Here is a 25,219-nt window from a genome sequence, read left to right on the forward strand (position 1 = left end):
TATGATGAAAAAACTTAAATTAATAGTTAGTACTCTTATACTAATAAGTACATATACACAAGCTTCCTTATCGGTTGACCGTACTCGGATTATATATGATGAAGCTAATAAAGGAGTTAGTGTTGTTGTCGAAAATATCGATAAAAATGCACCATATTTGCTGCAATCATGGATAGAAAATTCACAAGGACAGAAAATTTCAGAGCCTTTAATTGCACTTCCGCTACTACAACGGATTGAGCCTGCACAAAAGAAGCAAGTTAGAATTAGCATATCTAAAAATGATCTTGCTCTGCCTAAAAATCAGGAATCATTATTCTATTTCAATGTGCTCGGCATTCCGCCAAAAACACAATTAGAAAATGCGGTTGAAATTGTTATTCAATCACGTTTTAAGCTATTTTATCGCCCTAGTGGACTAACTAAATATCCTAATGGGGATTGGCAAAAAGAATTAAAATTAGAAAAAGTAGGTAAATCATTAAAATTGACTAATCCAACACCTTATCATGTTGTCATCATTAATATAAATGATAGCCTAAAAAAGGTACCAAACTTTCAAGAAATTGTAGTTAAACCTAATGATAAAGTGACATATTCACTATCTGAAAAACAACAAGGATTATCATCAATAGCTATTACCTATATTGATGATTATGGTACGCCAAAATCATTGACCTATAATTGCCATAGCATGTCCTGTAACCTAATAGATGAAAATAATAAGAGGTAATGATGTCTTTTTATAAAAAAATAATATCAATTAACTCAATTACTATGTTCATATTAGTGATGTTGAGTTTTCAAACATTTTCAGCTGTTAACGATTGCCGTTCTTCATCTGGTGCTGATTCCATTAATCTATCTGTTAGTTTTGATATAACAAATAGTTCAAGTGCAATAGCACAAGGTGCAACACTAGCTACAACAAATAGCTCAATTTTTGGATTAACTTGTGAGTTTACTGGGCAATCAGAAACTCAAAACGCAGTATATTTCAAAAATACAACTTCATCCGCAATCAAAGAAACTTTACTTAACAGCGGGGTTGAAGTTATTCAGCGATATACATTAGGTGGATCATCAGAAGCTACCATAACAAACGCTACAATCCCTAATATGTATGTCGGCACATGGACAGAAGACCCGAATAATGTAACAACAAAAACTATTGGTCTCAGGTATACCTTCACGGTTAAAAAAGGTGAAAATAAATTAAAACCATTTGATACCGGTGTGTTTTTATTAGGATCACATGTCGATTATCAAGGAAGAAATATTGGCGCACCTATTTATATTCGAATTGTGGGCAATCTAACAATGCTTTGTCCTAGCCCTACGGTTAATGTAACAGCTTCAAACGGTGGAAGTGTTAACTTTGGCGCCATATCACCCAAGCAAATGAACGATGGAGATGCCATTAGCCGTTCTTTTAATTTGAATATGGGAGTTTCACAAGATTGTGAGACAGGTTTGAACATCTCTGTTCGTTTTGAGCCAAATAACAATACAGTTATAAATGGCACTCATTTAGACATGGGAAATGGTTTACAAACGGTATTAAATGACAATAACGGAGAAATAATTTATGATGAAAATTATTATATTGGTGAAATATTACCTTCTGCTACTGTTAATTTACCCTATACTGCAACTCTCACAAAAATTCCCGGAAGTGCAATTAGTTCGGGACCTTTTTCTAAAACAATACGGGCCGTGGTTTCTTATTAACAACTATAGCTCAAGATCTATAATGGCTGGGTTTCCTAGCCTAATATTTTTTAATTATGTAGAAGTAACACCACGAGTTGACATTTTTTTCGTAGTGTTATATTGAATACTGAACTTCTGATAACGAGTAATGATAATGAAAAAACTCAGATTAGTATTAGTTGATGACCACCCCATTGTTTTATCTGGATTAAAAGAAACACTATCTCAATTAACAAGTTTAGAGATTTTAGGCGGCTTTACTCACGACTCTGAATTACTCACTTTTTTGAAAAAAAATGAAGTCGATGTTATCGTTACCGACTATATGATGCCAAATAACACCCATTCAAGTGATGGCCAGAATTATATACGTTTCTTACGTCGCCAATATCCGCAAATCGCATTGGTTGTTTTGACTATGGTGTCTAATCCTATGATTATTCAATCTCTCTATGATGCTGAAGTTTCTGCTGTTGTATCAAAAGAGGCACCATTAGCTGATCTTATCAAAGCAATTACATTAGCGGGTCAAGGCCGTCAATATCGACTACCTGTAACTGATATGGTAATGACAGTAAAAAGCCGTAATGCAGTAACACTCCCTGAAAAAGTAAAAACATTATCACCCCGCGAATTAGAGGTCTTAAGGTTATTTATCCAAGGAAAATCTATTGTTGATATTGCTAAACTACTAAATAGAAGTGATAAAACGATTAGTTTACAAAAAAATGCAGCTATGCGAAAACTTGGTGTTGATAACAACCAAGCATTAGTCAGTTACTGTGTGACTAATCGCTTATTTGATTAAAGCCTATCCCATACATTATACCATTACAAATATCCCGCCTGATTTCTATCATATCTATATTTTTATTCTCTGAATTTATAGATAACTAGGCGTTGTTTGATACTAAGCAACGCCTAGATAGCAATGAAAAACTATATTTTCACTATCTACCTAAAATTTAATTTTGTATAAAATATAGCTTAGTTGACGAGTCTTGATAATTAATAGCTAATGAATATCTTATTCTATCAACTAAGATAAATAAGATATCCTGAATAAACATCTAGCCATTAGTTTATTATCATTAAAATAATCAGCGAATAGAATACAACGATAAATATGCTCTAGCCTATGTGTACCACATAGATGAAGAAGGGATAAATAAAATGCTAATCTCGCTATTTATAGAAAAATATCAAAAACATCATAATAGTATAAAAATAATCCCTTATACTATAGCAGATGTATAATAATACTTTAAATCATCTAACTCCCAACCAAAACCATTTAAATCAGATATATAGCGAGAAAGCTTAGGATGCTGTCCAATTATATAAAATAGTCTTTGATAAAACTCTGGAAAATTAATACCTAATATTAAAATGAATTTAAATAAAACATCAACAGTTAATGCATTCTCACCCCTTTCATAGCGAGATAATTGTTGCTGACTGACACCCAATTTTTTGGCGATTTCCTCACCACTCATTCCTGTCTCTAGCCGGTACTCTTGTAGACATTTACCAACTAATTGACTGATATAATACACTGTATCCTTTCTTTTTTTCATGTAAGAATTTAACCTTTATGTTATTAATTAATAAAAACTTCATTATATTTCAGATTAAATTATGACAAAGATAAAATTAGAAAAATATAAGGAATACCTTAATTAATTAAAGTACAACGGTCACCTTTTATAATTTTAAAAAACCTCATCTCCCTTCATATTCTTACAAAGAATATGATTTACAAATAATTTTAAAGCGATAATTTAAACTAATATTATATTAATCAAAACATACAATATTTACTCATTTCACATTAGTTATTATTGTATTTGAATATTTAACGATCACAATAGATATAAATAAAAAATGATATTATAGTTTTCAAATGAAGCTACACTATCACAGTTAACATAAACAATTATTTACAAACTAAAATTAAAAACAATAAACTACCCGCCACCCTTAATTAGAGTAAAAAAATAGTATCCTATCATTTAAAACAAGGTTAATAACATTTCAACTCAAGGAATCTAATGAAAATAAATATAATTCCCATCTAGTTATGAACTAAATCTATTAATACTCAAAAATTATATAGCTAATATCAACAATGAAGATAGCAGAATAATAACCCATAAATAAGTTAAAATACCAATACATAGTAGCGCAAAACCCTTAAAATCATTGATTTTTCATAATTAATTTGCAGTAATAAGAGATTAAAAAACCTAAAATCAATTACTATATGAACTGATTTAGTAATGTTAAATTAATTCTCTTATACTCTATATAATAATATGATCATTTGACAAAATTCTGTTAAATCACACCACTGTAGACTCATGCATATTGAGATCTCGCTGCCAGCTTATCAAGCTATGATTAGCTAATCTTGCGAGCCCAGTATAGAAAGGAAAATCGGCATTTTGTTGCAATTTATCCAAATACAGGGAACTCCAAGGTAAAATGTGGTCAGTCAGTAATTCTGGTAACTTTGACGAACAATTTTCAGCAACCCAAGCCACCATCATAAAAAGTAATCCAATATGATCTTCCGGTTCATTTTGCGCTAAATGAATATCAATTTTATTTTTCTGCATCCACTCTCGAAGCTGTAATGTCGAATCACCAAATAATACCTTTTCGTTATCTAACCACACTGAGCCCCAAGGTGGTGAAGGTAATGCATAAGGACCAATAAATAATCGCTGATAAGCTTCATCCAGAGTCTCATTCGCTGTTTTCGTAACAGCAAGCTGCTGTGCAATAGATTGCTTTAACTCGGTTGATTCATAGGGCCAGCTTTCAGTCCACGCCTTTGACGATAATAAAGTTGTAATATCTTGGATTGCAGATGGAGAATAATAAAATGCAGCGCCGAGAACTCTAGCGGTCAAGGAAATGTTATTTAATGATTGTTCACTCATAATGATGTAATTTCGCTTATTGTGATGTATCTAATATAAAAGGCTTAGCAACAAACTGAGCATTCATTACTAAACCTAAAATATCACGCTTTAGTCAATAACATAGTTAACTGTCTAGTTAACTGCCATGCCTACAGTCATATGCAAGCCATAGAAAACGCCTCGACCGACGAATTCACCGACAGAGACGAATAAGAAGCCAATCGCCATAATAGCAACGGATGGATTACGTTTCGCCACTAATGGCATAATCCAACAACCTAGCCCCAATGCAACAGCAATCACTTTAATACCCATCAACATCCCATAATCAGGCACTAAATCTACCGCTTTTTGTACTGAGGTTTGGATACTTCCCAACTCAAAGCCTTGTGAAATAGCGGCATAGATACCGACTAACAGAGCAATAATACTCACCGCAGGAACTCGGCGTATACACTGTAAATCAAATCCCGCAATACGCAGCAATAATGCTGCTAATATCGGACCACCAAGGAATGCGGTCAGGATAAAATTCACTATCGTATAGCCATTATCCCACGTTGCTACCGTCTCGATTAAATAAACACGTGAAATTGAGATGATAAACACGGCAGCCAAAACCATCACGACAATCAACCACAGCTTACCGAGTGCCGCAGGCATTTTATTCAGTACCGCCAACAGCCAATACAAACCACCAAAGGCAAAGAATAAAGCACCACTAGCAATTTCATTACTTAATGAAGAACTACCTAAGCGATTGAAAGCATTGAAGGCACGCATTGGGGTTCCCATATGCATACTTGATAAGAGAAAACCAATACCCATCAACAACCATAGCCCAAACATGCTGAGTTTTATTTGACGTGCCAAATCAGTAGAGAGCTTTCCACTTAGCAGCACCGCTGCCATCATGATAAAAGCCCCTGCAACACTTTGGCCAATCACCGTAAAAAACATTAGTGGCCATTCATGAATTCCCGATCCCATATTATACCTCCTCCGGGTTAGCCAGATGCCCGGTGGTATCACCGACAGGGCGACTATTGGCATTCAATTTTAGAACAATGTTTGGATGCGTATATTCAGCAGATGGCAATGGTGCAATTTCCGCCAAGGTACCGTATTTTTCACGCAATTCTTCTATTGGAGCCATATCCAAAGCACGCAATGGGCAAGAATCCACACAAATCGGTTTTTTACCTTCTGCGACACGTTCATAGCAACCATCACATTTGGTCATATGACCTTTTTCTTCATCAAACTGCGGTGCACCGTAAGGACAAGCCATGCTGCAATAACGACAGCCGATGCACACTTCTTCATTCACCACCACAAAACCATCTTCGCGTTTATGCATTGCACCACTCGGACAAACCTTGGCACAAGCAGGATCATCACAGTGGTTGCAGGATATTGAGAGATAATAGGCAAAAATATTTTGTGAATAGACACCGTCTTGTTCGGTCCAATCGCCTCCCGCATACTCATAAATTCGACGAAAATTCACTTGTGGTGATAGATTTTTAAAGTCTTTGCACGCTAGCTCACAGGTTTTGCAGCCAGTGCAACGACTTGAATCGATATAAAAACCATATTGCGTTGACATAACTGACACCCTTAAGCCTTAACAACTTCAACAAGATTAGAATGCGATGGATTCCCTTTCGCCAGTGGCGATGGACGCTGCGTGGTTAACACATTAATACTCCCCGCATGATCAACTCGGTTACCATCTGGGTCATACCAAGCCCCTTCACTCAAACCTACGACACCCGGTAAAATACGCGGTGTCACCTTCACCTTCACGCGTACTTCTCCACGATCATTAAACACACGAACAAGATCGCCATGTTTAAGATCTCGTTTGCCCGCATCTTGTGGATTGACCCACAGCTCTTGAGGACAGGCCGCTTTTAATACATCAACATTGCCATAAGTGGAGTGAGTACGTGACTTATAGTGGAATCCTGTCAGTTGCAGTGGAAATTTTTCCATTAATGGATCGCCAAATTGCTCAAAACCCGCAGAGTAAATTGGCAGTGGATGAATCACATCTCCAGCATCCAATTCCCAAGAATTTTGCAATTCGGCTAGTTGAGAAGAATAAATTTCTATTTTGCCCGAAGGTGTCGTGAGAGGATTAGCAACGGGATCTTCTCGGAAGCTCTGATAAGCCACATGATGGCCTTTTGGATCACGTTTTTTGAAAATACCTTGCTCGCGAAAAGCTTCAAAAGTTGGGAGCTCAGGCAACGCTTCACGTGACTGCTCATATAAATGACGTAACCACTCTTCTTGAGTACGGTTTTCGGTGAATTTTTCACCAACTCCCATGCGCTTGGCAAGTTCGCTCATCATTTCATAGATATTACGACTTTCGAAACGTGGTTTAATCGCCTGATCGGCAAAAATAACGTAAGACATATTACCGGCAGAGGCATCCATACAAAAATCCATCTGCTCTGATGCAGTACAATCAGGTAGCAAAATATCCGCATACTTAGCTGATGAAGTCATGTGATTATCAATCACCACAATCATTTCGCATTTAGATTCATCTTGCAAAATATCGTGGGTTCGATTGATTTCAGAATGTTGATTCACTAAACAGTTACCGGCGTAGTTCCACACCATTTTGATAGGTACATCAAGTTTGTCTTTACCGCGTACACCATCACGAGTTGCTGTCATTTCAGGACCACGTAAAATTGCATCGGTCCACATAAACATTGAAATGCTAGTTTCAACTGGGTTAGTGAAAGTTGGCATACGAACAAATGGGATACTGTAGGACCCTTCGCGGGCACCCGTATTTCCACCATTAATACCAATATTTCCGGTCAAGATGGCCAACATAGAAATTGCGCGCGAGGCTAATTCACCATTAGAACGACGTTGTGGCCCTCAACCTTGCACAATATAAGCAGGTTTAGCGCTGCCAATTTCACGCGCTAATTTCACAATACGCGAAGCAGGAATACCGGTAATTTTTGCTGCCCATTCAGGGGTTTTAGCTTGCCCATCTGGGCCTTCCCCTAAAATATAGGCTTTATAATGTGCATTTTTAGGTGTGCCAGCAGGCATGGTGACTTCATCATAGCCCACGCAATATTTATCAAGGAAAGGTTTATCGACCATATCCTCTTTGATCATCACATAGGCCAATGCATTAACTAATGCAGCATCCGTACCTGGACGAATTGGAATCCATTCATCTTCACGACCCGCGCCAGTATCAGTATAGCGTGGGTCAATAATAATCATTTTAGCGTTTGATTTTTCACGCGCTTGCTCAACAAAATAAGTCACCCCGCCGCCACTCATACGTGTTTCACCAGGGTTATTGCCAAACATCACCACTAATTTTGTATTTTCGATATCAGAAGGACTATTACCATCAGCCCAACCACCATAAGTATAATTGAGTCCGGCAGCAATTTGCGCAGTACTATAATCACCGTAATGATTTAAATAACCACCGCAACAGTTCATTAGACGTGCAATCAATGTTGCACCCGGCGGCCATGATTTTGTCATAGTGCCGCCCAAAGTTCCGGTGCCGTAATTCAGATAGATAGATTCATTGCCATAATCGCTAATTAAGCGCTTCATATTATCGGCAATAGCATCAAATGCTTCGTCCCAACTAATTCGTTTAAATTTACCTTCACCACGTTTACCCACTCGCATCATGGGGTAACGCAGGCGGTCAGGGTTATACACTCGGCGGCGCATAGAGCGTCCACGCAAACAAGCGCGAACTTGATGAAATTCTTCGTAAACGTCATCACCAGTGTTATCAGTTTCAACGTATTTAATTTCACCATCAACAACATGCATCCGTAATGGGCAACGGCTTCCGCAGTTAACGGTACATGCACTCCAAACAACTTTTTCATCCCCAGTAGGGCTGGCTATTTTTTGCTCTTCAACTGCTGAGGCACTGAATGGGAGAGAAAACCCACCAGCCGCCGCAGCCAAACCCGTGATAGTTCCTGCTTTAACAAATCCACGACGGGTAAGAGGAGCAAAATCTAATGCTTTCTCTTTCATATTTGCCATACATTGCTCACTTGATTAAATTTACTTAAATGGTAGAAATGACTTTTTTATCAAAATTGTATAAAACACATTTCAGCTATCAGTCATCAGGTCATGAAATTTGTTAAAAACAAAATTGGATATTATTGGATTTTTGATTTAGCTAATCTTATCAAGCTATGAAATTGAGAGATTGTTTTACATCAATAAAGTCTAAAAACTATTGTATTTATATGAACATACTCACATTATTTGTTTCCTAATTTATAATATTAAAACAATACCCTAACGTAAATTTTATATTTGATTGATATATACCTTAGGACAAAAAAAGAAATGCAACATCGCAATACTTGGCTGTTACACACTGAATTAAGTTAAAGTAATTAGTAATTAATTTAATATTTCCATCCATACTTAGTTATTTTAACACCCATGTGTTATTTAATTAAACAATACACTCAAAACACAAAAAACATTATTTTTCAATTACTTATAACGCAACCAAAATAAGTAAATCGTTATTAAATTTATTTCCTCAAATTTATAATGATAAAACAAACTATGTACTACATAAAATAACGACTAACCTATATAATTAAAAATTAAGAATAATTAATCTTACACAGCAAGATTTAACTAATTATATAAAACCAAAAATAAAATTTACGACAAACTAAATCATGCTAAATTTACGTATGAAAGCATCAAATTAACTTACACTAATAAATAATAATTCTCATTATCAAAAAATCACGAGATCGTCATCACTTAACCCAATAAAAATTTCATTCAATTACAATTAAAAAATTGAGCTGAAATGTTTCTGCATAAATTATCTCCTTTTGAAAAAAAACAAAATAACTATACTTCTAGCTTAAATAGGCAATCTATTTATTTAACAAAACTAATCATTTTTCAAAATAATTTAGATCCTTCGATTACCTAAAATACTTTGCATTTATTCTCACTTTTTAGTGAAAAGTAGAAAATTAAAACACATAAATTAAGATATAAGTCACATTTATTACTTTTTTATCACTTCAATATCAAAAATGACGACGTCGTCATATTAAAAATAAATTATTTTATTTATAACATTAGAGATTCATTTTTATTACATAAGTATCGTTATTGATGATTAAGCGTTAAAAACAGAATGTTTTTCATACTAAATAAACGCTTAATGTTGACGTCAACATTAGGGTTAAAATCAAGAGTGAGGTTTAAGAACATGAGTAACCTACCTGAAAAAATGAAAGCAGTTGTCTGTCATGGCCCCCATGATTACCGCTTTGAAACAATCAAAAAACCAACACCAGGGTTTAGAGAAGTTGTCATCAAAGTCGATGGATGTGGGATCTGTGCAGGAGACTGTAAGGCCAATGATGGTGCACAAATGTTCTGGGGAGATAACCCATGGATAAAAGCGCCTGTTGTACCGGGACATGAATTTTATGGTCGAGTTGCAGAATTAGGTGATGGATCAGCAGAAAAATACAAATTGAAGGTAGGTGACCGTATTTTGGCTGAACAAATTGTCCCATGTTGGGAATGCCGCTTCTGTAAATCAGGTAAATACTGGATGTGTGAAGTCCATGATATTTACGGTTTCCAAAAGGAAGTCGCTGATGGCGGTATGGCTGAATACATGCGTTTTTCAGAACGCGCGATTATCCACAAAATTCCCGATGAGCTTTCAGAAAAAGATGCAGCATTAATTGAGCCGATGGCATGTGCTATTCATACCGTTCGCCGAGGAGACATTGACTTAAATGACGTCGTCGTCATTGCTGGCGCAGGTCCATTAGGGCTGTGTATGATCCAAGTGGCAAAACTCAAAACACCTAAAAAATTGGTTGTCATTGATGCGATTGATGAACGCCTTGAATTAGCTAAAAAATTCGGTGCCGATGTGGTTATCAATCCACTAAAAGAAGATGCGATTAAATTAGTCAAAGACATGACAGAAGGATACGGTTGCGATGTTTATATTGAAGCAACTGGCGCACCAATTGGTGTAACCCAAGGGTTAGAAATGATCCGAAAATTGGGTCGTTTTGTTGAATTCAGTGTCTTTGGTAAAGAAACAACCGTTGACTGGTCAATTATTGGAGACCGTAAAGAGTTAGATATCCGTGGCGCGCACCTAGGTCCATACAGCTATGAGGTTGCCATTGACCTATTTAGCCGTGGTTTAGTCAGTGCTGATGATATCGTTACCCACTTCTACTCAATTGATGATTGGGAAGAGGCGTTTGTTATGGCGAAATCAGCAGACTCAATAAAAGTCATCATTAAGCCATAAATTCATTAACTGATTGTATTAATAATAAATAAACACTAAATAAGTAATACCCTACATATTACTAAACGCTCTTTTAGGAGAACATCTTATGTTGAGTAAATTCAAAACATTAGCTGTAGCTGCAAGTGTAATAACTTTAGGTATGGCATTTAATGCAACGGCAAAGCCTGTTTCAGTTGGTATGTCATTTCAAGAACTTAATAATGAATATTTCGTTACCATGAAAGAAGCGTTAGAAAGTGCAACCGGTGATATTGGCGCACAATTATATATTTCTGACGCAGCCCATGATGTCTCAAAACAAACCAGCGATATCGAAGATATGTTACAGAAAAAAATCGATATTCTGTTAATTAACCCAGCCGATAGCGTCGGTGCTGAAACTGCCGTACTTGCAGCGAAAAAAGCCGGCGTTGTCGTTATCGCCATCGATGCCCAAGCTAATGGCCCTATTGATTCCTTCGTTGGTTCTAAAAACTATGATGCAGGTTTAATGGCAGGAAAACACCTAGGGGAAGCTTTAGGCGGTAAAGGAAATGTTGCGATACTTGATGGCATCCCTGTTGTTCCTATCCTTGAGCGTGTCCGCGGATTTGAAGCCGCTATGAAAGAATATCCAAACATTAAAATTGTGACCAAACTTAATGGTAAGCAAGAACGTGATACAGCCATGAACGTAACCGAAAATATGTTACAGGCGAATCCAACACTAAATGGTATTTTCAGTGTCAATGATGTGGGTTCTTTAGGTGCGTTAGCGGCAATTGAATCCTCAGGCCGAGATGTAAAACTAGTCAGCGTTGATGGTTCCCCTGAAGCGGTTGCTGAAATTGCCAAAGGTAATTCACCTTTTATTGCTACTTCAGCACAATTCCCACGTGACCAAGTACGTATTGGTTTAGCAATGGGTCTAGCAAAATATTGGGGTGCAAATGTCCCTAAAGAAGTCCCTATTGATGTTAAATTAATTGATAAAACAAATGCTAAAGATTTCCGTTGGTAATGTTTAGTTAGCCATAATAAATGTATTGCACTCGTTATTTAACTATTTCGATGCAATACATTTTCATAATAATTAATACATATGGAATATCACTATTTCAAATGATTTTGTTACCCAATTTTAGGCAATTTAAAAACATAGGGAAGCAATATGATGCAATTATTAGCATTGAAAGATGTCAGTAAAACTTTCCCTGGGGTTAAGGCACTCGACAACATTAATCTATCCCTAGAAAAGGGAGAAGTTCATGCACTACTAGGTGAAAATGGTGCCGGCAAATCAACATTAATGAAAGTGCTATGTGGAATTCATAAACCAGATAGTGGGAAGATTTTTATCGAAGGCCAAGAATATGTATTTCATAATTATCGAGATGCAATCAAAGCCGGTATCGGTATTATTTTTCAGGAATTTTCGCTTATTCCTTATTTAAATGCATTTGAAAATATTTTTTTAAATCGAGAGCTAAAAAACAAATTGGGATTATTAGATAGAAAATTAATGCGTGAAAAATCTCAATCTATCCTAGCTGATTTAGGCGTTAATATTAATATCGATGAACCTATCAGCCATTTGAGTATTGCTGAACAACAATTTGTTGAAATAGCAAAAGCATTATCATTAGACGCTAAAATTCTCGTTTTAGATGAGCCAACCGCTACGTTAACCCCAAATGAAGCCAATCACCTTTTTGATGTCATGCGCGATTTAAAATCAAAAGGGGTTGGTATGTTTTTTATTTCCCATCACTTAGAAGAAATTTATGAAATTTGTGACACTATCAGTGTGTTACGTGATGGGCAATATATTGGGTCGCGTAAAGTAGATGATACAGATTTAGACGTTATTATCGAAATGATGGTAGGTAGAGAAGTTGAAAATATCTATCCACATAAACGCCATTTTAATGAACAAGAAATCATTCTAGATGCGCAAATTCAACGTTTCTCGACAAGCCCAATCAATACAATCCAAGTTAAAAAAGGTGAAATATTAGGACTTGCAGGTTTAGTGGGTTCTGGTCGAACTGAAACAATTTTAGCGATGATTGGTGCGGATAAATGTTATCAGAAAAAAGTATTATTAGAAGGTAAAGAAGTCAAAATAAAATCAGCGGCAGCTGCCTTACAATTGGGTATTGGTTTATTACCCGAAAGCCGCAAAACCCAAGGTCTCGTACTCCCCTTTTCTGTTAAAGAAAATATTTGGCTAAATAACCACGTCCAAAAATTATTTTTAATTCAAAATAAAAAAGAACTCGCCTTATCCATTGATTTAATTTCTCAAGTAAAAGTAAAAACACCAGAGCCTCATACTCCGGTTTCTACATTAAGCGGTGGAAATCAACAAAAAGTTGTTATTGCTCGCTGGCTAAATAAACAAGCTAAAATTCTTATTTTTGATGAACCCACAAGAGGAATAGATGTAGGTGCAAAATCAGAGATATATCAGCTGATGCGCTCATTAACCGAAAAAGGTATTTCCATTATTATGATTTCATCCGAATTACCTGAAGTCATTGGTGTGAGTGATCGCATTTTAGTTTTTCGAGATGGTGAAATTGCCGCTGAGTTAAGTGGAGATGATATTAACTCAACTCAGATAATGGTGCATGCGGCTGGCAATATTATATAGGATAACGACTATGTCTAATGAAAATACGCTTCCTCTAACAAAAAATAAGTTAAACTTTAGCAAGTTAACAAAGATACCTGCCTTTTTACCTCTTGTGGGCTTAGTGCTGCTATTCACTTGTATGTCCATTTTCAATGAACACTTTCTAACCGTAAGTAACTTATCAACCATTGCGCGTCAAGTCTCCATTAACGCCATTATCGCCATCGGTATGACGTTTGCCATATTGACAGGAGGTATCGACTTATCTGTTGGTGCAGTAATGGCATTATCCGGAACCTTAATGGCCGGTTTAATGAAATATTACGGCATGGACCCCTCTGTTGCGATTGCATTAGGGTTACTTTCGGGTATTGCATTTGGTTTTATTAATGGCATTTTAGCTGCCTATGGAAAAATGCCACCTATTATTGTAACCCTCGGTGCAATGATTATTGCCAAAGGTTTAGCCTTAATTTATACCGGAGGTTATCCAATTTCAGGTTTACCCAAAGAGTTTGCATTTTGGGGGCGTGAAGAGTTATTAGGTATTCAAGTACCAATTTTATTAATGCTTGGCCTTTATCTTATTTTCTATGTCGTCTTAAATCACATTCCATTTGGTCGCTATATTTATGCGATTGGTGGAAATGAAGAAGCGGCTCGCTTAAGTGGTATCCGCGTTGAACGCTATAAAATGCTAGTCTATGTGATTAGTGGTTTTACCGCCGCTTTTGCTGGATTAATTTTCACATCCCGAGTGATGAGTGGTCAACCAAACGCAGGGGTCGGCTTTGAATTAGATGCGATTGCTGCGGTTGTTTTGGGTGGCGCTTCTATCGCAGGTGGCCGAGGTATGATTATTGGTACGTTGATTGGGGCGATGATTTTAGGTGTATTAAATAATGGCTTGAACTTATTAGGTATTTCTCCATATGTTCAATATATTGTGAAAGGACTTATTATTTGGGGAGCAACTTTAATTAGCTCAATGAAACGTTAACTTCATACTCATTATTATAAAAAGGCTCACTCTTATTGTCTTATTTTATAAGAGTGAACCTTTTTATTTAGTACTATCATTTTTTAATATACAACAAGCTTCCCATCGACAAATATTTGTTTAGATTCACTATTATCATTTGAGTTTTTTTCTATCTCTGAAAATAGAAGATCAGCTGTTAATTTCCCTAAATAAACCGAATCATGATGTACACCAGAAATCGATAAGTGATAAGTATCTGCATAAGGCGGTAAATCAACAGAAAAATAACGGCAAGATAATCCGAGCTCTGAAATTATTTTATACATACCTGCTGTGATAATACCGTTTAACCCGACAATATACATATTAGGTGTATAAAACGCCTGAATTTTCTCTCTAAGATAGGCTTCATCTTTTTTATTAAACACATAGCTACTATAAAGCACATTGAAATTTTTTCGATTAGAAAAACTTTCATATATTCCAGAAAGACGTGAAATACTAATTTCAGAACTTTTAGGGCCAGAAACAACTAAAATATTATCACAATGTTGCTTACTCAAAAACTCACCCGTTAATGCACCAATTTCAAAATTTTTCAAAAATAATCCTGAATATTTCTCACCATAGCCATAAATAGAACGGTCGACAAAAACTAATGGAACTCTGTGCTGGTCAATTAATGAAAGATAACTTGGTTGATAATTTTTATCATCACGAACAGGGGATAATAAAATGCCACTAGCTTTATAACTCACTAAAGTTTCAATAGCGGTTTGCTCGGCTTTTTCGTCACTATCCGAATCAAAGATCATGACCTGATAGCCCTTTTCTTTGGCTAATCGAGAAACTGTTTGGATTAATACAACATAGAATGGATTAAACGTACTATCAGTAACTACGCCTATAATACGGCTGTTATTATTTTTTAGATTACGAGCAAAAAAATTAGGTACATAGTTTAATTCTTGAGCAATCGCTAATATTTTATCTCTGGTCTCTTTTTTTACCATTTCAGGATGATTAAATGCCCTAGAGACCGTGATATCGGTCACATTAGCCCGCTTAGCTATATCAATTATCGTTGTTGAGCTATCTTGTTTAGACATAATTATATTAGTCAACCTTCAATGACCACTCTGATTAATATGATATAAATTTTTTTAGCTATTATCAGTCGTGATGAGTATGCGATTTCTCATTATACCAATTTATCAATGAAGATAAATCTATTTCCTTTCAAACAAATAAAATAAGTAGCATTTCAAAGAAGCTTATTATCAAAATCAAATTGACGAGTTAGAATATGAAATTAATTTTCATTATAAAAATCTCATTAATTAAAACAAAGACAAATAAAACATATAACAAGCAACTATAATAATAGTATAAGCAAATATTACTTGCACTGTTTTAGCTGAAATATATGTTATTATTTTTCGCCCAATTAATAGCCCTGAGATACAAGATAAAACGAAGGTGACACTAATATTAATAGGATATTGAAAGCCATTTAATAAATTAACTGAAATACTAATACTACCAATTAAAAAAATTACCATTAACGAGGTAGCAACAATACTTTTTATTTTTAAGTTAGTGGCTTTACACAATGCAGGAACAATCACAAAACCACCGCCAACACCAAGAGCCCCAGTTAATAGTCCCGCAATAATACCGATCCCCCCTAAAATAAGCGCTGTTTTAAAATTCCAGATAAACCGCCCTGTTTGTTGATTAATGCGACAAGGAGCATCATCTAACTCATTTAGTTTATTATAAAAAATACGATAAGCGATAAAAAACATGACCAGACTAAATACAAAAGTTAGCCATACTGATGGAATAATATTGGCTAAGTACACGCCATATTTTGCAAAAGGAATACTAATTAAAGCCATCCACAGAGCTGCTTTATAACGAATATTTTTGTTAATTAGCCCTTCGATCACCCCCACAAAGGCAGCGAGTGTTACTGCTAATAGCCCAACAGGCGCAGCCTGAGCCACACTCCAACCTTGGCTTGCAATTAGCGCAGGAACCGCCAAAATACCACCACCAGCACCAGTTAAACCAAGCAAACAACCTATCAATAAACCTTCAAATATCAGTATTAGCATGGCAGAATTTTACTTATAAAATCGCAATATTTACGCTAAGTTCATTAAAGCATAAGCCAGAGATATATTCAGTGCAATAATATTAATCAACGACAACTATGTAAACATAGCTGCGAATAATACTATTTTACCCACTATCAACCAGCGTGGAATAAATAGTGTTACTGCTGCTAACTTTATTATTCACATTCGTCAGTAGCGAACCTGCCGCATTACCCGCCAGTTGGTCGGCAAACGGTGAGCCGCCCGTACTAAAACCGGCACTGTGACTTTCGACTTGGTACTCCGCTTTATTTTTAATATCACCAAAGCCCAATGTGCCCGTATCCAGTTTATTTTTGCCCGACTCTGCCGTGCTGCCAATCACCGCACCGTCAAGCTGGGTATGATTGCCAACCGTGATATCAAAACCACCCTTACCAGCGTTGAGACCCGTTTGCTGGTCAACGGATTGATAATCACTGTGCATTTTGGTTTTGCTGGCGTTTATGGAGGCGGTTGTGTTCATTCCTGAACCAATACTGCCTGAAAGACTGCCACTTGTTTGCTTAGAGTCGTATTTATCCGTGGTTTGTTGGCTCGATAACGTTAAATCACCGCCCACATTGGCTTTCACTGTTTCACCGCTAACTTGCGCTCCCGTTAACGTAGTATCTTTGCCACTATTAAGGGTTAATTGTTTGCCTGCATCCACCTGCGTATCGGTATAAAACTCACTGTTGCCTTTTTCAAAACCACTGCCTTTATTAACACTGGCATTAACGTTCCAACCGCCGGTACTGATACCCGCCCCAATGGAGCTACCTGAACTCGAATTTTTGCCATCCACTTTTTGCGTATTACTAGCACTGGTCAAATCGATATCATTTTTCGCAGTCAGCGTGATATCTTTATCCGCGGTCAACTGACTGCCTTGCACGGCTATATTGCCTTGGCTTCCCTCTTTTTTACCCGTCGCAGTGAGATTAATATTATCCCCCGCACTGAGACTGCTACCGGATGCCGTGTTTTGTTCGGTTTTAGTGGTCGATTTTGAAAAGCTGCTACCATAAGACACATTCACACCGAAAGCATCTTTGACGCTAGCGCCTTTTTTAAGTCCGGCTAATTCTCCGGCTTGTTCGGCTTGAACACCTTGCAACCCTGCTTTTATCCCTTTAAGTGCCGCTAGCTGACCGTCATCTTCTTCTTTCGCTGACTTGGCCGTTTGCGCCATGCCATCTAACAGGCTGCCTGCCGCACCGCCTAGCGAGACCGTCAAACCGCTGGATTTACTTTCCACTGTGGTAATATCAGTACGGCTATTTTCAGCGGCAGTGATGGACACATCACTTCCCGTGATATTAATATCTTTCGCGGCAATCACATCACTGCCATGAATCGATGCGGTATCACTAGCATTCAATGTTACGCTACCTGCGCTACTCCCAATGACACTACCTTTTTTCTGATTACTGTCAGTTTCGGTGGTGACTTTTTGTGAGTTTGAACCCACTGTAAAGCCTAACCCACCCGTGCTCATCAGTCCCGATTTGGTCGTTTTCGACATGTGCGTTTCATACAACGCCTCGTCAGATGTAGTGACATTCAGTTGGTTGCCTGCATTGACGGTAACATCGTTTGTGCCCAGAACATTGCTGCCCTGAATATTCACGTTATTCCCTGCCGTCACTTTCACGCTATCGCCACTCAGCGTGCTGCTGATTGCCGTGCGCTCGTTGACTTCATCATGATTTTCTTTCGTCGTACTAGATAAAAAGCCTTTATCTGTACTTTTTGTATGCTTCGCATAATCTCGAGTTTCAACACCGGAGGTCAGGTTAATATCTCGCCCAACATTGACTGCCAGTTCGCCGCCACTAGACACATTCGCTGCGCGAGCGGAAAGGTCTTGTCCTGCGGATAACGTTAAATCCCCTTGAGTTTGGATCTGCGTACCGATTTCCGTGCTGTTTGAACCACGATAATAATTATTTGAATTACGAGTGTAATCAAATGCAGAACTGACATCGCGAGTTTCTAAACTAATATCACGTCCGGCAATAATTGCGGTTTTACCATCGACACCTAAATTGCCAATATCTGTCGCGATCAAGTTGATATCTTGCACGGCTTTTAAGGTCAATTGTCCATTACCACCAGTGACATAAATACTAGCAGGGCGATCGAGCCATTGGGCGTTGCCCTCGCTACGTTGTGTGGTTTCACTAAAAATATCGCGTCCTGCAGAAAGTGATACGCTGTCTAACCCACGAATTTCACCACCAACATTTTTAATATCTTTCAATGCATTGAGCTGAACATCTTTTCCTTGGAGTCGACCACTATTTTCAATGTTTTCTGCACGTAAATCGGTCAGTTCACGGCTACTGATTTCGCCACTATTGAGAAGATTACCCACCATATCAGCAGACACATTACGACCCGCCAGCAATGCGCCATTACCATTTAAATCTCCTTGGCGCGCACGGACGTACACTTGAGGCACACTGACTAACTCAACGCGACCATCGGGCAGAGTGACTTCTTTGTTGACCATCCACACAATATCGGTGGTCAAGTTCGCCATTTGCGTGGGTGATAATGCAATGCCCGGTGTCAGATTAAATTGATGACCGAATGCGACGCCATTAGTCAACAACGCCCGATACTGCTCTTCATCACTATGATAATTGCCTAGCAAGCGTTGACCGGTAGTTTCAATCAGTTGGTCTCGCACTAAGCGCTGCTCATAATAGCCATCGCCTAAACGCTTATGCAGTTGCTCGTTGGTGACAATATCGATACTCGATAACCATTTTTTGTAATTGGTAAAGCGGGGGTCTGTTTCAATCAAAAATTGACTGTCGCTGCCCGGCGTTAGGTTAAATAGGCTGTTATCAGGCAGTTTTGTATTGGGTCCAACCGTTCTAATCACCGTATCAAGGTTGTCTTTACCTTCAGGCGCAGTTTCCGTGGTGACATTTTCCCCTTTTCCGGCATCTGTTTTGCCTTGGATCTCAACCTGTTGACCTACATTGGCATCATCTGCCTGAGTCGTTGCTCCTACGGTTTTATTATCCGTCACATCAACTTTAGCCGAAACAGAGGGCAACTGAGTGACTTCAACTTGTTGACCCGCAGAAAGTTCGAGAGGCGTATTTTTACTGTCTTTTAATGTTTGCTCAGTAACCGTTGTCCCTTGGTTTTCTTTTAGGATTGATTCAGAAACCGTCTCTGCTGCGCCATCAAGTTTGTTAACTTTCGCTGAATCAAGTTGGGTTTTATCAATACCACCCGCATTATCTGTGACTTCCAATAAATGCAACGACAAGTCGTCTTCACGATTAACCCCTTGATATGCATAAACCGACTCACGTGTTTTCCATTTTTTACCGCCTTTATAACGATAAATCGTCTTACCATCCTCAACAATACGGCGAATACCTTGCGCTTCTTCGTTATTCAGGTCATTGCCTGTTAGGATCAAGTTTTGTCCTGCGACGACTCGTGAGTTTTCATTATTAAGCTGTTGCCCATCAAGGGTTAAATGTTTCCCACTCGTAATCAGTGCAGCATCACGATTGATAACCTGTGTTTCATAAACAACACGGTCGTAATCATATTCATAGAAATCTTTCGTCCAATTTCCATTTTCAAACATCCGCCAGCGATTGGATTTTTCGTAGTGAATACCCACTTCCTTGTTAAGTGTGCCATCTTCATTGATGGCATAGCGGGTTTGGTTGCCATTACGTGACTGAATTTTGTAACGTTTACCATTACCATAATCAAACCAATCAAAATGCTCACGGCTCGTTTCGATTGGTTTATCCGTCAGTTCTAAATGAATATCTTTGTTTTCAAGCAGATCGGTTTTTAACGTCAAATTGCCCGCCGCTTCAATATTCGCACTGTGGTTTTTCACTCGGGTTGCATGACCTGTGGCTTGCAATTGGTCATTTAATGCATTGCCAATACGTAAATCACCATCACTGTAAATCAAAGCATGGTCGCGATTTAACAGCTCAGAAACCGCAATATTAACTTCTTTACGCCCTGCAATAACTGCTGCTTTGTCCTGTTGCTTATCATTAACCAACGTTTTGACCGCAATGGATAAAAAGTCACCATAAATGCGGCCCGTGCCTAAATTATCCAATGAATTAGCCGTGATATGCGTTAACACACCGTCAATTAAGCCGGTATTGAGTACTTGACCGCTCGCTTTAATACGGGTGCTTTGTCCACTGATTTCACCGGAAAGTTGGTTGATGACCGTCGTGGTGGCGAGTACAAGTTCGCCAAGGCTGGAAATTAGCCCACTGTTCGTAAACCCTTGCGCAAAGTTAGCGGTTAAATGTTCACCAGCCTGAATACGACCTTGGTTTTTAAAAACTTGTGATAGGCTCAACGTCAACGCTTTTTGAACAATAAGCTTGCCTTCGCCCGTTAATTGGTTCGCCGATACACTCGCAGAGCCATTGCTGACCATCACCCCTTGTTCGTTCGATATCGCTAAGGCTTTTCCTTTCGCATTATCCGTAACGGTAAGCATCGAACCTGCGGAGATCATGCCTTGATCATTGTTTAAATGTTGATCAACTATGGCCTCGATGGCTTGTCCTGAACGGACAGTACCACTTTGGTTATTTAATTCTGTTGTTTTAAAAGTAACATTTTGTCCTTCAATACCCAGACTGGCTTTAGCCGTATTTTGGTTATCAATCTTTTGCGCTGTGATATTGAGGCTTTCATTGGCTTTGATCCAACCTTGTTGATTATCAAGCTGTTGTGCGACAGTCAATTCAACATTGTTTAGCCCTTGAAGGAGCCCTTTAGTATTATTCAGGCTTTGGCTGTCAATATGCAGATCTGCGCCGGACAATACCTGTCCTTGTTGATTATCGATATCTTGCGCGATCGTTAAGTCAGTATTTCCCTGTGATTGCAGGGTGCCCTCGCGGTTATTAAGAGAAGCGCCTGTTACTTGTGCTGAGGATTGGCTTAGCAGAGTGCCTTTTTGGTTATCAATCTGATTAGCATCGATATTTAAGCCTTTTTTGCCTTGTACGAACCCTTGCTGGTTATTCAGATCATTAGCTTTTAGCGTGAATTGCCCCTCACTCGCCAGTACACCATTTTGATTCAATACCTTGTTTTTCTGAGTATTGATATCTAATAAACCGCCTGAATAAATTTGCCCTTGCTGATTATTCAAGACTTGAGTGGTTAATTCACTTGCCGCTGCGCTTTGGATTTGTCCTTGCTGGTTCGTTAATTTACCGCTATTGAGGGTTAGACGGCCACCGCTTAACAACCCACCACTTTTTTGTGTGTCGTTATTGTTGAGAAGTTGCCCATAAGTGTTGAACGATAGCTGTTGGCCTGCCTGCACACGCCCTTGTTGGTTATCAAATTCACCACTCTTTAGGCTCAAAGTTTGACTGGCTAAAATCTCACCTTGGTTATTATCAACACGGTTTTTCTGCGTTGTTAACGTGATATTATTTGCTTGGATACCTTGTGTGTTATCCACACCGCCTTTAGCATTTAAAATTAATGCACCCGCTTTTGCGGCAACCACAACGCCTTGTTGGTTAGCCAGTTTATTAACATCCAAATTTAACGTGCCTTGGCTGCTGATGTTACCCGATTGGTTATCAAGGGTTTGAGTCAGCTTAATTTCACCGTTTTCGCTGCCAGTTTGCAGCATTTTTCCACGTTGATGGGAGAGATTTTGTCCTTGAATTTGGAGTTTATCGGCTTGTGTAATGGCATCATTGAGATTGAGATTATCTCCGGTCAAGGCCAACTTACCTTTCGAGAGGATTTCGCCTTTCTCGCCATCTAACTGTTTGAGCGTTAATTGGTTATCACCAAAACTCGCAATGAGTTTACCCGATTGGTTAATTAAGCGATTCGCCGCTAATTGAATACCTTGATTACCTAAGATTACCTAATAATATCCCTTGAGTATTATTCAGCGTCTGTTGAATGCTGAGCGTCAGCTTACCCAATTTTGCGGCAATGATTTTACCATCTTGGTTATTCAAACCATTGGCTGAAATCTCAATTTGACCATTACTGGAGATTTCCCCTCGCTGATTATCAAATTGATTTTGAATGTGTAGCTCAGTTTTCCCTTCACCTGTTTGCAGTAACGTTGCATTCTGATGTGTGAAGTTGTTGGCTAAAATGGAAATCTGGTTTGCTTGAGTAAAACCTTGGCTTAGATTGATATTGGCACTTTCAATCCGTAAGATATCTTGCGCAAAAATCGTCCCTTTATTACCATCCAACTGATTTGCACTGAGCAATGCTGCCCCTGATAAGCTACTGATTTTCCCTTGAGAATTAACCAGTTTATTGGCTTTAATGGCTAAATACTTATCTGTTTGAATCACGCCTCGCGTGTTATTCAACTCAGTAGTTACAGTAAGTGCTAACTGTTTATTAGTACTCGTGAATAATTTACCATCGCTGTTATCAAGGTTATCTGCAAGTATACGCAAGTCACCTTTGGATGACACACTTCCCCCACGGTTATCCAACGTCGTGGCGATTTCCACGGTCATGGCTTTATCGCCCATCTGTAGTAGATTTCCTTGGCGGTGAGAGAGCTCATTGGCTTTCAAGGTGATTTGCTCAGCTTGGGTGGCTCCATTATCCAAATTAATGGATTGCCCTGCTAAGTTTAATACGCCACGGGTCAGGATTTCCCCTTTTTGTCCATCCAGCTTATCCGCCTTGATGGTAAGCCCTTGTTTGCCCGAGGCTAAGATTGTCCCTTGTTGGTTGTCTAGATTTTTAGTTTGAATATCGACTTTACCATCACGACTTAATATCTTTCCGGACTGGTTATTCAGTTGTTGTGTTGATACAACGGTGTCACCCGCAAAGTTAATTTCCCCCTGCTGGTTTTCGAATGCCTTAGTATTTAAGATATTTTTTGAATTGCCTTTTTGAACTAATTTACCTTGCTGGTTTTTAAGAAATTCAGGAGCTATTAAGGTGAGTTCGTTGGCAACAATTTCACCGTTTTGATTATCAATACCCGTTTTAGCCGTCAGTGTGGCTCTATCGTTGGCTTGTAGGTGCGCATCTTTCGTGCGGATATCGGTTACTGTTGACGTCAGTGAAATATTTTTGGCTTGAGTATTGGAATCAGACAAGTCGAGTGAACCGCCTGTGGCGATTAAGCTGTCTTTGGCAACAATATCCCCCTGCAATGCAACGTCTTTTTGGCCTTTAACCGTTAATGAACCTGCTGAAGTTAATTTCCCTTTACTGTCTACGCCCGCAGCTAATAATGCCGTTGTATCGCTATTAATTTGATCAGCATTCAACGTCGCATCATGCTCTGCGACAATTTGGCCTTTATTTGTGTTCGTTATTGCTTGTTTTGCATTGAGCTGAATATCGTTTTGTGCCAATACGGTGCCGCTATTATTAATCGTTTGTTGGCTGTCTATCGCGATATTTTGGTTGGTTGTTATTACCCCAGCATTACCAATTTTACCGTCAACGGATAACGTAATATCGCCTGCCTCTGCGCCAATATGCCCTGCATTACGCACTCCCACGCCGTGTTCAGTACCACGCATTTTGATGGTATTCGCGTACATACCACCAAGAGCAGCAACATCGAGCGCAAATTCTGGTTGATCATCGGTGGATGAATTATCCGTTTTAAGGATCGTTTGACCATCTGCGGCAACGGTATTTTTACCGGTGATAATCACTAAATCTTTGGCGTGCAGTTTGGCATTGATATTTACCGAACGAGCAATTAACGCTGTATAGTTGATTCCATTGCCGTTATAGCCTTGACCAATAACATTGATACTCCCTTTATCAACCTCAAAACCTTTAATTTTACCATTTTCGATCAGTGTCTTACCGGCTGAAAGTAAGGCTTTATCGACATTGATAAAGCCACAACCGTTACAAGTGATCCCCGCTGGATTAGCAATGATCACATCAGCTTTTTTACCAGCAACCTCAATAAAGCCATTTAGCTGGCTTGGGTCACGGCTGTTGACCTCATTTAAAATAATCCTAGCTTCACCTTTGGCTAACCAGTCATTGCCTTGGATCATCCCTCCAAGTTGTGTGTTGACGTTAGTGCTACTGTTATTAAGAATAGCCCCTTTATGGTCGACATCGAATTGGCTATATTGGTTACGCGAAACCCCGTCACGGTTAGGTGCTTGAATATTGACTTGAGGTAAACCATTTTGGGTATTCACAATGGTAGGCTGCTGATTTCCCGGCGCATTACCATCCGCTACGATGGTAGATGACGACGCGCTAAAACTCACCATGCCCAGCGTCAACCAAAGGGAAGTGACGAGTGGCTTGATTGACCAACGAATGCGACTGCTGGCTGTTTTCTCGACTCGATTTTCACTCGAACCCGCAGGACCCGCACGATGACTGCGCGTAATGTCTGCCACCACCATCACCATTTGGCGAGCGACATTAAATATTAAGCGGTAAAGTAACTTGTTCATCCTGAGAGTC

Annotated in this window: 15 protein-coding genes and 1 pseudogene; 7 read left to right on the top strand and 9 right to left on the bottom strand. The window is 38.5% G+C overall.

All coding sequences use genetic code 11. The features are described from left to right. Position 1: 1 nt before the first annotated feature. The 3 genes from ACTH6U_RS00475 (at position 2) to ACTH6U_RS00485 (ending at position 2,521) form a co-directional block, all read left to right on the top strand. Positions 2-733, top strand: a complete 732-nt coding sequence (locus ACTH6U_RS00475) for a fimbrial biogenesis chaperone (protein WP_294108749.1) — start codon at positions 2-4, stop codon at positions 731-733. Positions 734-735: 2 nt separating this feature from the next. After that, complete coding sequence (locus ACTH6U_RS00480; protein ID WP_441831354.1) at positions 736-1,731, top strand: fimbrial protein; 996 nt, start codon at positions 736-738, stop codon at positions 1,729-1,731. A 136-nt stretch (positions 1,732-1,867) separates the two neighbouring features. Beyond that, complete coding sequence (locus ACTH6U_RS00485; RefSeq protein WP_294108745.1) at positions 1,868-2,521, top strand: response regulator; 654 nt, start codon at positions 1,868-1,870, stop codon at positions 2,519-2,521. Between the two features lie 427 nt (positions 2,522-2,948). Here the strand turns inward: ACTH6U_RS00485 and ACTH6U_RS00490 are convergent, their stop codons facing one another. The 5 genes and pseudogenes from ACTH6U_RS00490 to dmsA form a co-directional block, all read right to left on the bottom strand. Beyond that, positions 2,949-3,290, bottom strand: coding sequence for a helix-turn-helix domain-containing protein (locus ACTH6U_RS00490; RefSeq protein ID WP_294108743.1), 342 nt, complete (start codon positions 3,288-3,290; stop codon positions 2,949-2,951). Positions 3,291-4,055: 765 nt separating this feature from the next. After that, positions 4,056-4,658, bottom strand: a complete 603-nt coding sequence (gene dmsD, locus ACTH6U_RS00495) for a Tat proofreading chaperone DmsD (RefSeq protein ID WP_441831355.1) — start codon at positions 4,656-4,658, stop codon at positions 4,056-4,058. Positions 4,659-4,772: 114 nt separating this feature from the next. Then, on the bottom strand, positions 4,773-5,630 hold the full coding sequence (locus ACTH6U_RS00500) for a DmsC/YnfH family molybdoenzyme membrane anchor subunit (RefSeq protein ID WP_441831356.1): 858 nt from the start codon (positions 5,628-5,630) through the stop codon (positions 4,773-4,775). Between the two features lies 1 nt (position 5,631). Further along, entirely contained in the window at positions 5,632-6,249 is a 618-nt protein-coding gene (locus tag ACTH6U_RS00505) for a DMSO/selenate family reductase complex B subunit (RefSeq protein WP_294108680.1), read from the bottom strand. An 11-nt stretch (positions 6,250-6,260) separates the two neighbouring features. After that, positions 6,261-8,696: pseudogene (dmsA, locus tag ACTH6U_RS00510) on the bottom strand (dimethylsulfoxide reductase subunit A). A gap of 1,222 nt (positions 8,697-9,918) precedes the next feature. Between dmsA and ACTH6U_RS00515 the strand changes: the two are divergent. From ACTH6U_RS00515 to ACTH6U_RS00530, 4 genes are all read left to right on the top strand, one after another. Next, entirely contained in the window at positions 9,919-10,992 is a 1,074-nt protein-coding gene (locus tag ACTH6U_RS00515) for a zinc-binding dehydrogenase (protein WP_441831357.1), read from the top strand. 142 nt (positions 10,993-11,134) lie between these two features. Next, a complete protein-coding gene (locus tag ACTH6U_RS00520) occupies positions 11,135-11,995 on the top strand; it encodes an ABC transporter substrate-binding protein (RefSeq protein ID WP_434720686.1) in 861 nt (286 codons plus the stop codon). A 150-nt stretch (positions 11,996-12,145) separates the two neighbouring features. Then, positions 12,146-13,630, top strand: coding sequence for a sugar ABC transporter ATP-binding protein (locus ACTH6U_RS00525; RefSeq protein ID WP_441831358.1), 1,485 nt, complete (start codon positions 12,146-12,148; stop codon positions 13,628-13,630). Between the two features lie 10 nt (positions 13,631-13,640). Further along, the gene (locus ACTH6U_RS00530; RefSeq protein WP_294108670.1) at positions 13,641-14,612 is read left to right on the top strand and encodes an ABC transporter permease; all 972 of its coding nucleotides are present in this window, start codon (positions 13,641-13,643) and stop codon (positions 14,610-14,612) included. An 83-nt stretch (positions 14,613-14,695) separates the two neighbouring features. Here the strand turns inward: ACTH6U_RS00530 and ACTH6U_RS00535 are convergent, their stop codons facing one another. The 4 genes from ACTH6U_RS00535 to ACTH6U_RS00550 form a co-directional block, all read right to left on the bottom strand. Further along, positions 14,696-15,703: a LacI family DNA-binding transcriptional regulator gene (locus tag ACTH6U_RS00535; RefSeq protein ID WP_294350095.1), complete on the bottom strand. Its 1,008-nt coding sequence runs from the start codon at positions 15,701-15,703 to the stop codon at positions 14,696-14,698. Between the two features lie 231 nt (positions 15,704-15,934). Beyond that, positions 15,935-16,714 carry a sulfite exporter TauE/SafE family protein gene (locus ACTH6U_RS00540; RefSeq protein WP_441831359.1) on the bottom strand — a complete coding sequence of 260 codons (780 nt, stop codon included), beginning with the start codon at positions 16,712-16,714 and terminating at the stop codon, positions 15,935-15,937. Between the two features lie 127 nt (positions 16,715-16,841). Further along, positions 16,842-22,502 (bottom strand): hemagglutinin repeat-containing protein, encoded by a 5,661-nt coding sequence (locus ACTH6U_RS00545; RefSeq protein WP_441831360.1) that lies wholly within the window; start codon positions 22,500-22,502, stop codon positions 16,842-16,844. Between the two features lie 136 nt (positions 22,503-22,638). Then, positions 22,639-25,209: a two-partner secretion domain-containing protein gene (locus ACTH6U_RS00550; protein WP_441831361.1), complete on the bottom strand. Its 2,571-nt coding sequence runs from the start codon at positions 25,207-25,209 to the stop codon at positions 22,639-22,641. Between the last annotated feature and the right edge of the window lie 10 nt (positions 25,210-25,219).

The sequence above is a fragment of the Providencia sp. genome (genome assembly GCF_052096715.1).
Lineage (GTDB): Bacteria > Pseudomonadota > Gammaproteobacteria > Enterobacterales > Enterobacteriaceae > Providencia.

What these genes read in the sequence shown, in the direction of transcription:
- ACTH6U_RS00475 (WP_294108749.1), top strand. Translation starts at nt 2, where the DNA reads ATGATGAAAAAACTTAAATTAATAGTTAGTACTCTTATACTAATAAGT.
- ACTH6U_RS00480 (WP_441831354.1), top strand. Translation starts at nt 736, where the DNA reads ATGTCTTTTTATAAAAAAATAATATCAATTAACTCAATTACTATGTTC.
- ACTH6U_RS00485 (WP_294108745.1), top strand. Translation starts at nt 1,868, where the DNA reads ATGAAAAAACTCAGATTAGTATTAGTTGATGACCACCCCATTGTTTTA.
- ACTH6U_RS00490 (WP_294108743.1), bottom strand. Translation starts at nt 3,290, where the DNA reads ATGAAAAAAAGAAAGGATACAGTGTATTATATCAGTCAATTAGTTGGT.
- dmsD (WP_441831355.1), bottom strand. Translation starts at nt 4,658, where the DNA reads ATGAGTGAACAATCATTAAATAACATTTCCTTGACCGCTAGAGTTCTC.
- ACTH6U_RS00500 (WP_441831356.1), bottom strand. Translation starts at nt 5,630, where the DNA reads ATGGGATCGGGAATTCATGAATGGCCACTAATGTTTTTTACGGTGATT.
- ACTH6U_RS00505 (WP_294108680.1), bottom strand. Translation starts at nt 6,249, where the DNA reads ATGTCAACGCAATATGGTTTTTATATCGATTCAAGTCGTTGCACTGGC.
- ACTH6U_RS00515 (WP_441831357.1), top strand. Translation starts at nt 9,919, where the DNA reads ATGAGTAACCTACCTGAAAAAATGAAAGCAGTTGTCTGTCATGGCCCC.
- ACTH6U_RS00520 (WP_434720686.1), top strand. Translation starts at nt 11,135, where the DNA reads ATGGCATTTAATGCAACGGCAAAGCCTGTTTCAGTTGGTATGTCATTT.
- ACTH6U_RS00525 (WP_441831358.1), top strand. Translation starts at nt 12,146, where the DNA reads ATGATGCAATTATTAGCATTGAAAGATGTCAGTAAAACTTTCCCTGGG.
- ACTH6U_RS00530 (WP_294108670.1), top strand. Translation starts at nt 13,641, where the DNA reads ATGTCTAATGAAAATACGCTTCCTCTAACAAAAAATAAGTTAAACTTT.
- ACTH6U_RS00535 (WP_294350095.1), bottom strand. Translation starts at nt 15,703, where the DNA reads ATGTCTAAACAAGATAGCTCAACAACGATAATTGATATAGCTAAGCGG.
- ACTH6U_RS00540 (WP_441831359.1), bottom strand. Translation starts at nt 16,714, where the DNA reads ATGCTAATACTGATATTTGAAGGTTTATTGATAGGTTGTTTGCTTGGT.
- ACTH6U_RS00550 (WP_441831361.1), bottom strand. Translation starts at nt 25,209, where the DNA reads ATGAACAAGTTACTTTACCGCTTAATATTTAATGTCGCTCGCCAAATG.